Below are 14,707 nucleotides of genomic sequence, written 5' to 3'. Positions count from 1 at the left end.
TGCCGCTCCTTTTCACGCTGATCGTTTTCACGGTCAATATCGGCCAATGCGCGGAGTCAGTTGCCGTTCGGAATGTCGTCGCAAATCCCCCGTCCGTCCATTTAAGTAGCCCGGAAGCCCGTCAAACGATCCTTCTTGAAGGGATCAATCCTGGAAATCGCGTGATTGACCTGACCACCCGCGCGATTTGGACGGTGGATGACTCAACGATTGCCGTGATGACCGACAACCGCGTGAAACCGTTGAAAGACGGTGAAACCCAAATCCGGGCGGTGATTGACGGGCAAAAGGTGGTGATCCCCCTGCGGGTGAGCGGTTCGCAGACGAGTAGGGATTATCATTTTGAAAACGACATTGAACCGCTATTTGGCCGCTTCGGCTGTAACACTTCCGGCTGTCATGGAAAGGCCGAGGGACAGAACGGGTTCAAACTCTCCGTTTTTGGGTTTGACCCCGATGCGGATTATGCCGCGTTGGTGAAGGAAGCCCGTGGCCGCCGATTGTTTCCACCCGCTCCTGGTCAGAGTTTGTTTCTGACCAAGGCTTCCGGTCAGGTTCCCCACGGTGGCGGGGTTAGAATTCCAGTCGGCTCCGAGGCATATCAACTGGTGAGTGGTTGGATCGCCGCCGGGGCTCCGATGGGGAAAACCGAGACGCCGACGGTGAAGAGCATCCGGGTGGAACCGGCCGAGCGGGTGCTGTCCGTGCATGGTGTCCAGCAATTACGGGTGGTCGCCACGTATTCGGATGGCAAGGAACGGGATGTGACCTCAACGGCGAGGTTTCAGACCAACAACGAAGCCGTTGCCATCGTCAACGCCAACGGGACCGTCTCTTCGCTTGATGTCCCCGGTGAAGCAGCCATCATGGCCTCGTTCAGCAACGAGTCGGCGATTTTCCGAGTGATGATTCCTCAGACGGCCAAGGTGCAAACCGCTCCGGCCCCGTCGTTCAATTTCATTGACGACCGCGTGGCCGACAAACTGGCCAAACTGAACATTGAGCGGTCAGGGCTTTGTTCGGATGAGGCATTCCATCGCCGGGCGTATTTGGATGTCATCGGCACGCTTCCGACCATTGCTGAAACGAGGGCTTTCCTCGCGGACAAATCGCCGGACAAACGCTCGAAGCTGATTGATCAACTCCTGACACGACCTGAATACGCCGATCTTTGGGCCTTGAAATGGGCCGACGTGCTGCGGGTGGATCGGCAAATCTTGGGTCACCAACGGGCTTACGACTATTACCGATGGATTCACGACAACGTGGAGAAAAACACCCCGTTCGACTCGTTCGTCCGGGAATTGGTGACGGCCGAGGGACCACTGGACGATACGCCCCCGGCGAATTTCTACAAAGTGGTCTCGAAACCCGGAGATGCCTCCAACACGCTGTCCCAAGTGTTTCTTGGAGTCCGCCTGGCGTGTGCGGAGTGTCATCACCACCCGTTTGACCGCTGGGGCCAGAACGATTACTACGGAATGGCGGCCTTTTTCACTCCCTTGTCTGTCAAGAAAATCGGGCCGATGGAAGCCCTCTCATCCAAGGGCGACGCGATTTCCAAACATCTCCGCACCGGGCAAATGATGACGGCCCAAGCCTTGGGCACCGCCTTCCCGGCGGAGCCCAAGGGGGATCGCCGGGCCGAATTGGCCGCTTGGATGACCGATGCCAAGAATCCCTATTTCGCCAAAAATATTGCAAACCGCTTGTGGGCTCACTTCATGGGCCGGGGATTGGTGGAACCGGTGGACGACCTGCGGGCGACCAACCCGCCAAGCAACCCGGAACTGTTGGATGCCCTTGCCAAATCGGTGATCGAATCTCGGTTCGATGTGAAAAAGGTCATCAAGCTGATTTGCGAATCTCGGACCTACCAAACATCATCGGCCAGCCTTCCGGCGAATGCCAAAGATGAGCAAAACCATTCTCGCATGTTGCTGAAGCGTCCCGACGCGGAAGTGTTGCTGGACATGGTTTCGCACTCCACGGGCATTGCCGAAAAATTCGAGGGAATGCCCAACGGCACCCGGGCCATCCAATTGTGGGATAGCAAAGTTCGGCACATCTTTTTGAAGCAGTTCGGCCGGCCGGCCCGTATTAGCGCCTGCGAATGTGAACGCAATGCGGAGCCGAGCATTGCCCAAGTGTTAAACCTGCTTAATGGCGAAACAATCAACGACAAACTCCGGCATGATCAGGGTCGGATTGCAATCTTGGCCCGCGACATAAAGAATGATTCCGAGGTCGTCGACGAGATGTTCCTGGCGATTCTCTCTCGTTTGCCAACGGCTGCCGAACGAGACAGAATAACCTCCCATCTCGCCAAGAATTCAACCCGTCGCCAACAAGCGATGGAAGACGTGGCGTGGGCCCTCCTGAACACCAAAGAGTTTTTGTTCATCCACTGATCGGACGGAACCGCGAACCGTTCCCCTTTTTTCGAGGCTGATATGCAAGGGCGAAACCGATTTTGCGACGGGCTGACCCGCCGGGACGCGCTGCGGGTGGGGGCGGGCGCGATCATGGGAAGCACGTTTTCCCTGCCGCGATTGCTGGCCGCCGACAAGACCAAATCGCCCGGCACGAAAGATGTTTCGCTGATTTATGTCTTCCTGCACGGGGGACTCAGCACCATCGACACGTTTGACTTGAAGCCGGACGCCCCCGCCGAGTTTCGTGGCGAATTCAATGCGATCAACACCAATCTGCCCGGAGTCACCGTTTGCGAGCATCTCCCCCAAGTGGCAAAGGAGATGGACAAGTTCTCGCAAATTCGCTCGTTCCGGCACCACAACTCGGACCACGGACCGGCCGACCATTACATGTTGACGGGGTATTTTCCCCAAGCCGGTTTCAACCCGAGCATTACCCCGAACAACCAACGCCCGTCCCACGGGTCGATCATCGCCCGCAAACTCGGGCCGCGCGGGGCCGTGCCTCCTTATGTGTGTCTCCCCAAGGTTCACCCCAGTTTTGGCTCGGCCTATCTCGGCGCCGTGGCGGCTCCCTTTGGCATTGATGCCGATCCGAATGCCCCCGATTTCAGCGTGCCGAACATTGTTCCTCCGCTGAATGTGTCCGGCAGTCGACTCGACGACCGGCAATCGTTGCTGGCCGGTCTGGATGAGTTTCAAAAATCCGGCGAGGCCAAGGCCAACCGGGCGGCCGGAACCATCGGCGTCTTCCAACAAAAAGCCTTTGAGTTGATGACCTCGGCCGACACCAAACGGGCTTTTGATATCCACGCCGAATCCCCGAAAATGCGGGACACCTACGGCCGAAATTCCCTCGGCCAATCCTGCCTCATGGCCCGGCGCCTTGTGGAAGCGGGCGTGCGATGCGTGACCATCGACCACAGCAATTGGGACACGCACGATAATAACTTCAGCGTGTTGAAAAAGACATTGTTGCCCCAATTTGACCCAGCCATTTCCACCTTGTTTCGCGATCTCGCCGAACGGGGCATGTTAGATACGACTCTAGTGGTCATCACCGGGGAATTTGGCCGCACGCCACGGATTAACAAGAACGCCGGCCGGGATCACTGGGGGCCTTCCTTCACGGTGTTATTAGGCGGCGGGGGCATCCACGGCGGACGCGTCATCGGCAAGTCCGACGCCCGCGCGGAAAAACCTGGCTCTGACCCTTTCGGCCCGGAAGACCTTACCGCGACCATCTGCCAGACGCTCGGCATCGATCCCAAGGAAGAGTTCCGCACCCCCGACGGCCGGCCGGTGGCCATCGTCAACGGCGGCAAGGTGATTCAAGAATTGTTTTAACCGATCATCCCACATGAACCGATTTTTCCCCTCCGTCGCGGTGTTGATGCTTGGCGGCTCGCTTCTTCAAGCTGATCCTCCCGTGGCAAGCCATTTGTTCCCGGCGGGGGGGCAACGCGGCACGGATGTCTCCTTCCATGTCGGCGGGTTGAACCTCAACCAGCAATGTGAAATGGAGATGACGGGGAAGGGTGTGACCGTGCCCAAGTTGGTCACCCGAACCGCTTCCCCTTGGTTTGAAGGGCCGGTGCTGCCGCTTCCCGAATCGCAACGACAGGAAAATTATCCCCGGTCAATGGCCGCTCGGGCGACCATCGACGCCAAGGCCGAACCGGGCGACCGATTGGTGTTCCTCCGCACGTCTCAAGGGTTCACGCTGCCCATGAGATTCGTTGTGGGAACACTTCCTGAAATTGTGGAAACCGAGGTTGATGGCGAGGAACCGTCGCGTGAGGTGAAACTTCCCCTTACCATCAATGGCCGCATCTTCCCCCGTGAGGACGTGGATACCTGGGCGGTTCGTCTTGAGGCGGGCCAGATTTTCACGGCAATGGTGGATTCCGAAAGGCTTGGCTTGCCGTTGGAAGCCAAGATTGTGTTGCGAGATCCCGCCGGGGCGACGGTTGCCGAAGCCGTCAACAAAGGGAATCGCGATCCAAAACTCAGCGTGACGGCGAAAGTCTCCGGGACGCACACCATCACCATCACCGATGCAAGGGGAGACGGCGGCCCGGCATACGTCTATCGGCTGACACTCACGAACAAACCGCTCGACACCAGCCTGCCTCCATCAAACGACGGACCATCAATCCAGCGCACGGCCACTGAAAATCCCGATCCTGTGCGCGGTAACATTCTGCCCTTGCCAGGCGTCGGCAACGGTTCGATTGGCAAACCCGGCCAGATTGATCGCTGGTCGGTGATTGCCCGCAAAAATCAGCCAATCGACATCGAACTCAAGGCGCGATCGTTGGATTCTCCGCTGTTGGGCCGAATCGCCGTGCAGGATGCGAACGGCAAAGAAATCGTGACCGCCGAAGCCGGAAGCGGCGAGCAATTAGATCCGGTCATCAAATGGACGCCATCAACAGACGGTTTGTTTTTCATCACGGTGGCTGATTTGTTCCCAAGACGGGGCGGCGCTGATTATGGCTATCGACTACGATTGTCGAATCCGCTCCCCGATTTTGATCTGACATTCGCTTCGCCGGTTCTCAACATCGTTCGGGGAGCAAACGCAAATCTCAAATTATCCTTGGTTCGCAAAGGCTCGTTTAACGGCCCGGTAAAGGTGACCATTGATGGCTTGCCCAACGGCGTTACCATCCCGAAAGAAGTGAGCTTTGCCGCCGGGCAAAATTCGCTGGATGTCCAGTTTCAAAGCGTTGCCTCATCCACCATTGCCCCCGCGAAACTCACCATCACCGGGACGGCTTTGATTCCGATGACTCCGTTCACGGCCATGCCTCTTTCGATCAGTCATGAGGCTGTTTGGAAAGAATCCCATGAGATAAGCACACTGAGAATGATGGTGGCGATTCCAACCCCGTTCAAAATCGCCGGTGATTACGAATTGAAACTGATTCCACGCGGGACCGTTTATGTTCGGAAGTATCACATTCAACGCAATGGCTTCAACGGCCCGATTGACATCGAACTGGCGGATAACCAAGCCCGCCATTTGCAGGGAGTAACCGGCCCGAGAATCACGATTCCGGGCGACAAGAGTGATTTCGATTATCCGCTGACGCTCCCCTCTTGGATGGAGACCGGCCGAACTTCCCGCACCTGTGTCATGGGAACCGCCACCGTCCGGGAGGCCGACGGATCGGAGCATGTCGTCAATTTTTCCTCGCGGGAACAGAACGACCAGATCATCGCCGTCGTCGAACCGGAACGCCTGAGCCTGCGGGTGGAAAACACAACGGCCCGGCTGACCAACAACGGCCCGGCCGTCATGCCGGTCACCGTGCGACGGGGCATTGGCTTGGCGGGGCCGGTGGAAGTGGTCGCCGAGTTTCGCTCCGAAGCGATCACCAGCGCCAAAATCGTTGTGGATGCCAAATTGGAAACGGGTCAGATAGTCTTCAAAAGCAGTTCGACCGTGAAATCACTGACGGCCGTGTCTGTCATCCTGCGGGCCACCACGAAGGACGAACAGGGCCGGGCGGTGACCGCCGAACAATCGCTGACCGTTTACGTTGTTCCCTGATTCACCCATACCGTAGAATTCCCTCGTCTGAACTCTCTCCCGATCTCGGAGGATCACTGGATGAATTTGATTCGTTGGACCCTGGCCTGCGTGGCCATTGTCCTCATCGCCCAAGTCTCGCTGGCCGAAAACAAAAAACTGCTCCTCGTCACCGATTCCGGCGGCTTCGTTCACGACTCCGTGGGCCTGTCCGAGCAAATATTGAAGGAAATCGGGCCGAAGAACGGCATTGATGTGACCTGCTTCCGCTACACCCGCGATCCCGAATCCAAGGATTTCGCCTCTTACGCGGATCGGTTTCGCAAGACCACCGGCGTGCCCTGTGAAAAGGAAAACTGCGGCCGGGTGAATGCCGAGACGCTGAAGAAATTCGACGGCGTGCTGTTCTTCACCACCGGCAATCCGCTGACCAATGACGAAGTGAAAGATCTCGTCGAGTGGGTCAAAGCGGGTGGGGCCGTCGCCGGCGTTCACTGCGGATCAGACACGCTATATCCAGCCAAAGACCGTCCGATGAATGCCGCCTTCGGCGAATTGATCGGTGCCTACTTCGACGGCCATCCGTGGCACCAGAAAATCAAAATCGTCGTGGAAGACCCCAACCACGCCGCCGGCAAAGGCTTCAAAACTGGCGATGAAATCACGGATGAGATTTACCAGTTCCGTCCCGAGCCATATAGCCGCAACAAACTGCACATCATCCTCTCAGTGGACAATTCCTCGATTGACGTGAGCAAAGGCAAGCGATCAGACAAAGATTATGCGATCTCATGGTGCCAGGAAGTGGAAAAAGGCCGGACGTTCTACTCCTCGCTCGGCCATCGCAAGGAAGTCTGGAAAGATCCCCGCTATCAGGAACATTTGATCGGCGGACTCAAGTGGGCGTTGAAGGATGCCAAGGGTGACGCCACCCCGAGTGTGAAATCGAAAAAGGATTAAACCGGACCCCTTGATGGGCCGTAGACGCCGACTAAGATGATCGGCGTGCGGGATTGGTATATCGGCTGTGCCCAGCCTTCCCAAGGCTGTGAGACGAGTTCGACTCTCGTATCCCGCTTCCATAAGTGCCTGTTTTGTAAGGGTTTACGACGACATATCTGCGGCCAAATTCTTGCGGCCAAATCTGCGGCCAAATTCGGGACGAAATCAGGTACATCAATTCCAGATTTGGCCGCAACCCAACCATAATTTGGCCGCAAATTGCCAAGGTGATGATCCACCGCTGAGGCTATCTGTGAACCTCGCCGCCATCGAACTGGAAATCCTGCAACTCCACAACGGCCTCTCGCTCAAGTCAACTGTCGAGGCCGCTCGCAAAATCGGCGACCTCCTTGTCCAAGCCAAGTCAAGCCTCCCTCATGGCCATTACTTGCCTTGGGTCAGCCCCCTTGGCATTCACCGGACAACTGATTCCCGGTACATCCAGATTTGCAAGGCCCCAAATGATGCGAGCGTGCATCATTTGACCATCGACGGGCTTCTCAGCCTCATCAAAGCAGGAAGGAAAGCCGAACGCCGTGAAGCCGCAGTCATCGACAATTTGCAAACATTTTGATTGGTTTTCGTCAGCAAACATCCCCTAAATGCGCACACGGTAGTATAATTTTGACCAGTATGTGAACATATGTCCTTGATGGGGAAAACCAGTGGACCTGATCAACGAGTTGCAGATCAGTGCCGAGCGAGACGACGTTCTTGTTGTTCTTCGCAAAACTCAACGGCTGGCATCGAAACTAAACCTCACCGATATTTCGGATTGGCTTCAATCTGAACAAGAAGGGTACGCGACTAATCTCGCGGTGCCACCCTATCGGAAAATTGCAACATCACTCGTCTTGCACAGCAGTGGCTATATTCCGGCAGGTTTTGGCCGAATCACAAAGGGAGTCCAAGAACTTTCATTTAATCCCAACGTCATTCTGCCAGTACGTGATTCCATCAGCACGATAATGGACTGGATCAAAGGCAATCAGGACGTTTTTGTCAGGGTTCCCATTGATTCGGTTCTCGCTAGGAATTTACCAAACTTTGTAGATCCGGAATTTGTCAGCCAAGTTTGCTTCATGTACAAATTAAATGCCTCTCAAATTAACGCCATACCAGACCGAATTAAAAATAAAGTACTGACATGGGCGTGCAGTCTGGAGCAAGCTGGCATAAAGGGGGATGCTCTTTCATTTGACGAAAGAGAGAAACAGATCGCCCACAACATCACATTCAACATCACGGAAAGCAATATCGGACAACTGAACAACATGGGTGCAAATCACAAAGGAGCCTGAGCGTGGGTAACACTAACCTTGTGAATGAGTTGCAAAGCAGCGCGGAACGAGACGACGTTCTCACTGTTCTCCGAAAGGCTCGACGGCTGGCGTCGAAGCTGGGGGTGAACGAAATTGACGAATGGCTTAAAGCCGAACAGAATGGGTATGCCGAAGGACAAGATGTTCCGAGTTATCGAAAGGTGAAGGGCGTTCTGGTGTTTAACTCAAACGGTCCGATCCCGGTCGGGATGGGCATGACCGGCAATGGTATAATGGACTATCCCGGAGGTTACTCTGCCGACCGCGTGGCAGCAGATCCAATGAGCGGAATTGTTGCCCATATTGAAGATCTGTTAAGCAAGAAAATGGGAATTTACGAGCAACTAGCTGACAATGGCCTTTGCAACAGATTTCGGAAAACTCTTCATCCGTACTTTGCTCATCAGGTCACATTCATGTTCAAACTGAATACTGCCCAAATCAAAGCCATCCCTGATGCCGTCAAGGACAAAATTCTTGACTGGGCATGCGAGTTGGAAAGGCGTGGTGTCCGTGGAGATGACATGACTTTCAATGACAACGAGCGTCTGCTCGCCCATTCCATCACGTTCAACATCAGCAACTCCCAAATCGAGCAGTTGAACAACATGGGCAACAACGTTAAGGGGAAACTTAATGGCTGAGTTCAACATTCAGAACTCCAAGATCGAACAGGTCAACGACACTGGAGACAACTACAAGATCACCGGAAATTCGGCCCCAGTAGTCGTGTCTGGAAACGATGCCGTTCAGACAGCCGGGACTAACAACAAGGTTCAAGTCGCCCCGTCAGAGCAACCGTCTATCTGGGGAAAACTCTGGGAGAAGGTCAAGGGTTGGTGGAAAACATGTTTTGGATAAAGCGAACCGGAGACGAAGCCAAAGCGTCCAGTAAAATGTCCATCAGACTCACCACAATCTCGCCGAGCCCATGCCATGAGAGATATGTTTCCCGGCTACGTGATCCCAACTGAAGCTGAAATCATCGAAGCATTCAAGGACGCGATCATCTCATTCGATGCAAACATCTTGCTGGACTTGCATCGACTCAATCATGACATGGCCGACAAGTTCGTCAAGACTTTGAAAGATTTGAAGGGCCGTTTGTGGCTCACTCATCAAGCCGCCTTGGAATTCATGAGGAACCGCCTCAATGTCATTCAAGATCAGGCGAACATCTATGACGATTTGAAAACCGAATTCGACAAGATGGTTTCTCCTTTCCAAGGCAAAATCAGGCGTCATTCGCCATTCCCGCTCGAAAAGTATCAGAAACGGTTTGAGGAAATCAGCAAAGAAATCGAAAAGGATGTTGCTGAACTGAAAGCCAAACACATTGATCAAACCCACAATCACGCGGTTTTCGATGCGATTGATGAGATTTTCAAAGGCCAGATTGGCTCGAAATTCACGGAGGAAGAACACAAGAAACTGATTGAAGATTGCAAGATCAGGTTCGAGAAAGAAATTCCACCCGGCTTCAAAGATGCCAAGAAACCAGAGGATCGCAAATACGGGGACGCGATCATGTGGCTCCAACTGATCGCTTACGCGATTGAGAAAAAGAAAACAGTGATCTTCGTGCTGGAAGATAACAAAGAAGATTGGTGGGAAAAGGACAAAGGCCGCAACCGACCTCGACCTGAACTAATTGAAGAGATGCACCAGAGAGCCGGTGTCCGCTGCTTCATTTTTAAGACAGAGGCATTTTTGACATATGCATCCAAGTTTCTGAAACAGAATGAGCCAAAAGAATTGATCGATGAAGTTCGAGCAGTTGGCAAGCAAAAAGCAGTATTAGAAACAGAAAAAAGACATTCACGCGAAGAAGAATTTGCTTGGGAAAATCGGACTCTTGAAAAGATTGCAAGTCTAAAAACACAAATCGAATCATTGAGGCAATCATTGGATTATTGGGTAGCTGAGTCAGCGCAAGCTTTTCCAAGAATGAGTGAGGCCAAAGATGCCTTTATGAGAGATTCGACAAGCGCAGCGGCAGACGTTCTAAGAAATTGGGAGGAGAAGGCCGTGTATGCCAAATCTCAAATTGCAGTTACTGAGAGCGAATTAAGAAGGACGATGAATAAAGAACATCGATTAAGAAGAGAGTTGGAAGCAGCAGCCGGTATGAGACTACAAAGGAGTTTGATGAGCGATAAAGAAAAAGTCATGCTTAGAGCCTCTGAAGTCGAAGCTGCGATGAGGCGAGAGGAATCAGAAGCAGAAACAGCCAAAGCATGGGCATTAATAAAGGCTACTGAAGAAGGCACTGTCGCGAAAACGAATGTGAATGGAGTGGCTATTTCCGAAGCGGGTTTTTAGAGCGGTTCTCGAATGGGTGTAGCGGGCGTCCTCTCGAAACATCTGCCGCAACAACGTTGTCGATTCATTGTCCGCTACACCCACTTGAGAACCGCTCTAGCGAAAGCAGAATGAAGAAATTCACGAATGCTCTGCAAGCAGATTCAAACCTTCATAGATCGTTGTTCTGCTCATGTTCAGGACGCGAGACATGGCGGTCGGGGAGTCACCAGCCGATTTCATGGCTTTCAAAGTCTTTAACACCTCCGGGGTCAGCTTGTGATGGCTTCCCTTTGGCCTGCCCCCGCCCCACTTTTCACCCCGCGCCCGCTTCGCCGCAATCCCTGCCGCCACCCTTTCCCCGCGAACCTCCGTCTCAAAAACCGCCACCGAGATCAGGACATTCAGCAACAAGTTCTGGGTGGCCGACTGAGATGAGGTGTCGATTCCGTCCTTGAGACTGATCAGATACGCTCCTTTCTCCCTTAAATCGTCAATCAGCGTGACCAAGCCCTTCGCGGTTCGCCCAAGCCGATCCAGCCGCCAAACAACCAACACATCGCCCTTCCTGAGATCCTTCAGCAGTTTGCCAAAGCCGGGACGGACCATTGATTTCCCGGAGAAGCCTCGGTCGGTGTAAGTTTTGGACTGCTTGCCCTTGGCAAAGGCATCCAGATCAGGCCGCTGAGAATCGCAATTTTGGTTCTTTGTCGAAACCCGTTCGTAGATCCGATACACGTTTTCCCCTCAAATTGACCTACCCGACTACGATCTACAGGTCATCAGGCCGACTGTCCAGTTAATCGGCTAGTCAATTTTCTGGACACATCAAAAGGGCCAAAAGCAGTTTCCAGCCAGCGTTAATAAGGCCCCGAAAATTGGGGCAAAAATTGGAAGGGCCGAAAGGGTTATTAACAGCCGATTTTTGGGATCTTATTGTGGGTCGGGAGGAGGGCCGGTGCCAAGAGCCTCGCGCCGGGAATTTCTCCCTCCCCCCATCCACACCACCTCGGCCATCACCAGCCCACCGTCAGGCTGTACAGAAAAACTAAAGAGTTTTGAGGGCGCATTCAGGCCGGTGATTGCCCCGGAAATTGTCGGGGCTCCTGCTGTTCAGCGGCACATAACTATTAACCGAACAGCCAGCGGCTCAGCGGGCCGCTGGCAAGGGCTGGCGGCGATGGGCAAGCGGGGCTATCGCGGGCGGGAACGGGGCGGGACGGCGATTTGCGGGGCGATGGATCGGGCGACGGGAATTACCTTTGACCACAGCACCACCTTCAATCCCCGCAAAACTCCGTACAAGTCTGCTTTACTTAGGCCGCGCCAAATGATTACAATGACCACTAGTTTGGTGATGATTATTAGAAACCTTCGAGCAGCCAATTGGCACGGTCGAGCACGTTGTTGTCCCCATCCATCACATCACCGTTCCACGCCACCTCCAGCATTTCTAACCAGTCGGCGGGGGTAATTCCGTCTAAACTAAGGTCTTCCACAATATTGCTTGCCTTTCATTCCAGAAATCCGGCTCGGACGAAGTAGGAATCCCACACCCCCAACCTAAGTTGGAGTGTGGGTTACGTCCCAATTTTTTACTTAAGGGGCAGCATTTCTCGGGCATCATAAAACACCATAAAAACAAGGGGTTTTTGATGCGTCTGCCCAGCCATTTTGGGTGTGATGGGCAGCAAGATCGGGAGCTTCATTTGGGCACCATCGCGAGGTGATATCGCAGGGGATCACCCTTTTTGCCGGTGCCAATGATCTCTATCTGATCACCAGCCGATGCCAACTGACGCTGACATTCCGACCGCGACATGGCCAGACGTTCGCACATCTGAGTCATTGTCTTGGCCGTCTCAGGGCTGGCCGGGATGTTTCGCAAAAACTCGGCCATCCGGTCAACATGGGCTTCGGGGACATCAGTCAGGTGAAGGCCATCAGGCCGCTCGTCATAGCGGAGAGTTTTTTCGCCGTCGCGGGTCGTCATGTGCAGGGTGGCCGAGGTGGAGCCCTCTTCTCGGGTCAGATTCCACACGGAATCAGAGTTTCCTGCAATAGCCGCCGAACCTGAGTAACGGTTGCTGCCTTTGGCATTGTGATGGGGGACAACAATGGACCAATTGCTGGTTCGTGCCAAAGCCCGCAAAGGGGCCAGAACCGCTGTCATGGCCGAGGCGTCGTTTTCCGCTCCGGGATCGGCAGCCTGCAAAAATGCCGCCCGTAATGGGTCGATGATGACCAAGCCGGTGTCGCTGCCGATTTGGCTCGTCATTTTCTCGACGCGAGCCATCAGATCGTCGAGGTAGGAGGGTGTGATGGTGGCGGGGATGGCGGGGATGTCCACCGTGAAAAACAGTTCGCCAAACCGATGCTCCTCGAACGAATCTGTGAAAGCCCGCGAAATTCGTTTGACGATATGCCGTTCTCGGAGGCGGTCGCAATTCAAAAACAGCAATGGGCAGCGAGCAGAAATGTCGTTGCCAAGGAACGGTCGTTCAGTGGCAATACATCCCATGAGACTGGCCAAAACTGTGGTTTTTCCGCTGAACGGAAGCCCAGACAATACCGTTGATGTCCCCGGCTCAAGAATGTCCTTTACGATCCAACGGTCCTGTTGTTCGGCTGCCTTCTTTTTAAGCTGATCCCACGTCAGCAGGTCACTTGTCGCCTCTGTGACGGACACCGTGACAGTGACCGTCATCTCTGGCCATGTCCCGACGACGCTCGCGACCTCATGATCGGAAAAGCCTTCACCTGCGGGCCGATACATTTCGTTTTGAGCGTTCAAGGCGAAACTGATGGTCCGTTCTCTGTATTTTTCGCCTTGCCATTTGTAATATTCTCCGAGCGCGGAGGCCCCGACGAGGCGGGCAATCTGGTCCGGATCTCGGGTATAAAACGCGAGTTTCACGCACAAAGCCGCATGAGCGCGGCTCATGTCCACGCTTCCGTCGGCCTTCTTTTCAAGGATTTTTTCATCACAATCGAACAGGGCCGCGAAGCGACCGGAGCGGTCGTGGGCACGGGCCAGATCGAGGATTTCCTCGTCGCCCAGATCAAGCGTTGGTCGTTCATCTGGATTGTCGGTCTCATCCACGGCTGGCGGAGGTGCCAGCCGCTCGACAATAATGTCGGTTTGCCTCTGGATTTCGATCACTTCGTTGGCGTGGCCGGGGATGATGTGTCCGGTGAGGGTGAGATATCTGCCGGTGCTGTAAATCTCAATTTCGTGCCGTTTAAGGCCCTTGTTTTTTGGGAGTTTCCCAAGCCCAATCATCCGGAGCCCTTTGCCGCTTGGCGACCGCTCCGCATATGTTGGGATCATGAGGAAATTTTCCTCCAATCGGGTGCCCTTGCTGTGATCGAGGTCAATACCGACGATTCCGTCCGGGGCGGTCAGGACGAACCCGATCCCGTCCATGCCGACCCGAGAATCGCGGTAGATGGCCGCGACTTGTTCAAACGATCCCCAAGTTTGCGGGTTCGTCGATGATGCCCCTTTGTGCTCCACCATCTCATATATCCGATGGGGGTCATAGAGAACTTTCGTCCAGCGTGTCCCTCGATACTCGTATCGCCAGACAACCCATCGACGGAGTTTTTTCAGGGTCTCCGGGATGTTTTCGAGGATGACAGGCAGGGGGACAGGCCGGGAAATCGGCTGGAGGTTTTGGTCAACTGAGGCTACCATAATAGTGAGCACCTTTCGCGTGGGTGTGTGAAATTAGTTAGGCGGTCGGGGCAGCTACCCTCGACCGCCTTTTTTGTTGTTGAAATTCGGCTGATTTAATCAGATGTGGCAGTGGCCGATTGCCGAAAAGCCGCGAGTGCTGTCGCGTATTGCTGGTCAGTGTAATAGTCGCGGTTTCCCCAGCGATAGTCTGGGGCAGCAACTGCTCTGGTTTGCCTGATGGCATACCACACATTTGTCAGTGGTTTTCCAACGGCTTTGGCCAAATCGGCGATGCTGTGAAGCCGGATTTCTTCGCGGTTCACATTGATGATTTTCATGATGTGGGACTCCTTTCCCTTAAGTAAGTCTTGAGCCTAAGAGATTTTTCCTTTCAACACCAGAATTATTTGGCAAATTATTTCAGCCGCCC

At 54.1% G+C, this 14,707-nt stretch carries 12 protein-coding genes and 1 tRNA gene; 10 read left to right on the top strand and 3 right to left on the bottom strand.

The annotated features are described in order from the left end of the window. Positions 1–161: 161 nt before the first annotated feature. The 10 genes from BGIM_RS0108430 (at position 162) to BGIM_RS0108390 (ending at position 10,619) form a co-directional block, all read left to right on the top strand. Positions 162–2,411 (top strand): DUF1549 and DUF1553 domain-containing protein, encoded by a 2,250-nt coding sequence (locus BGIM_RS0108430; protein WP_162136232.1) that lies wholly within the window; start codon positions 162–164, stop codon positions 2,409–2,411. Between the two features lie 42 nt (positions 2,412–2,453). Beyond that, positions 2,454–3,782, top strand: coding sequence for a DUF1501 domain-containing protein (locus tag BGIM_RS0108425; RefSeq protein ID WP_020469349.1), 1,329 nt, complete (start codon positions 2,454–2,456; stop codon positions 3,780–3,782). A gap of 13 nt (positions 3,783–3,795) precedes the next feature. Further along, positions 3,796–5,994, top strand: a complete 2,199-nt coding sequence (locus tag BGIM_RS0108420) for a PPC domain-containing protein (RefSeq protein ID WP_020469348.1) — start codon at positions 3,796–3,798, stop codon at positions 5,992–5,994. A gap of 60 nt (positions 5,995–6,054) precedes the next feature. Next, positions 6,055–6,933 (top strand): ThuA domain-containing protein, encoded by an 879-nt coding sequence (locus BGIM_RS0108415; RefSeq protein WP_020469347.1) that lies wholly within the window; start codon positions 6,055–6,057, stop codon positions 6,931–6,933. Between the two features lie 47 nt (positions 6,934–6,980). Further along, positions 6,981–7,051, top strand: a tRNA-Gly gene (locus BGIM_RS62610). Between the two features lie 177 nt (positions 7,052–7,228). Further along, the gene (locus tag BGIM_RS0108410) at positions 7,229–7,549 is read left to right on the top strand and encodes a hypothetical protein (RefSeq protein ID WP_020469346.1); all 321 of its coding nucleotides are present in this window, start codon (positions 7,229–7,231) and stop codon (positions 7,547–7,549) included. Positions 7,550–7,640: 91 nt separating this feature from the next. Next, entirely contained in the window at positions 7,641–8,276 is a 636-nt protein-coding gene (locus tag BGIM_RS0108405; RefSeq protein WP_020469345.1) for an AbiTii domain-containing protein, read from the top strand. A 2-nt stretch (positions 8,277–8,278) separates the two neighbouring features. Continuing rightward, positions 8,279–8,941 carry an AbiTii domain-containing protein gene (locus BGIM_RS0108400; RefSeq protein WP_157368678.1) on the top strand — a complete coding sequence of 221 codons (663 nt, stop codon included), beginning with the start codon at positions 8,279–8,281 and terminating at the stop codon, positions 8,939–8,941. Continuing rightward, entirely contained in the window at positions 8,934–9,158 is a 225-nt protein-coding gene (locus tag BGIM_RS0108395; protein WP_020469343.1) for a hypothetical protein, read from the top strand. The genes BGIM_RS0108400 and BGIM_RS0108395 overlap by 8 nt, the downstream gene beginning before the upstream one ends. 75 nt (positions 9,159–9,233) lie before the next feature. Further along, complete coding sequence (locus BGIM_RS0108390; protein WP_157368675.1) at positions 9,234–10,619, top strand: PIN-like domain-containing protein; 1,386 nt, start codon at positions 9,234–9,236, stop codon at positions 10,617–10,619. A gap of 120 nt (positions 10,620–10,739) precedes the next feature. On the opposite strand, the gene BGIM_RS0108385 is transcribed toward BGIM_RS0108390, so the two are convergent. The 3 genes from BGIM_RS0108385 to BGIM_RS0108365 all read right to left on the bottom strand — a co-directional run bounded on the left by BGIM_RS0108385 (position 10,740) and on the right by BGIM_RS0108365 (position 14,615). Continuing rightward, positions 10,740–11,336, bottom strand: coding sequence for a recombinase family protein (locus BGIM_RS0108385; RefSeq protein ID WP_020469341.1), 597 nt, complete (start codon positions 11,334–11,336; stop codon positions 10,740–10,742). A gap of 967 nt (positions 11,337–12,303) precedes the next feature. Continuing rightward, complete coding sequence (locus BGIM_RS0108370; RefSeq protein WP_020469339.1) at positions 12,304–14,295, bottom strand: phage NrS-1 polymerase family protein; 1,992 nt, start codon at positions 14,293–14,295, stop codon at positions 12,304–12,306. A 95-nt stretch (positions 14,296–14,390) separates the two neighbouring features. Beyond that, positions 14,391–14,615: a hypothetical protein gene (locus BGIM_RS0108365; protein ID WP_020469338.1), complete on the bottom strand. Its 225-nt coding sequence runs from the start codon at positions 14,613–14,615 to the stop codon at positions 14,391–14,393. Positions 14,616–14,707 lie beyond the last annotated feature (92 nt).

Source organism: Zavarzinella formosa DSM 19928, assembly GCF_000255705.1.
GTDB classification, from domain to species: domain Bacteria; phylum Planctomycetota; class Planctomycetia; order Gemmatales; family Gemmataceae; genus Zavarzinella; species Zavarzinella formosa.
The sequence above is the reverse complement of the archived record's forward strand: the minus strand, read 5'-3'. Positions and strand labels throughout refer to the sequence as shown.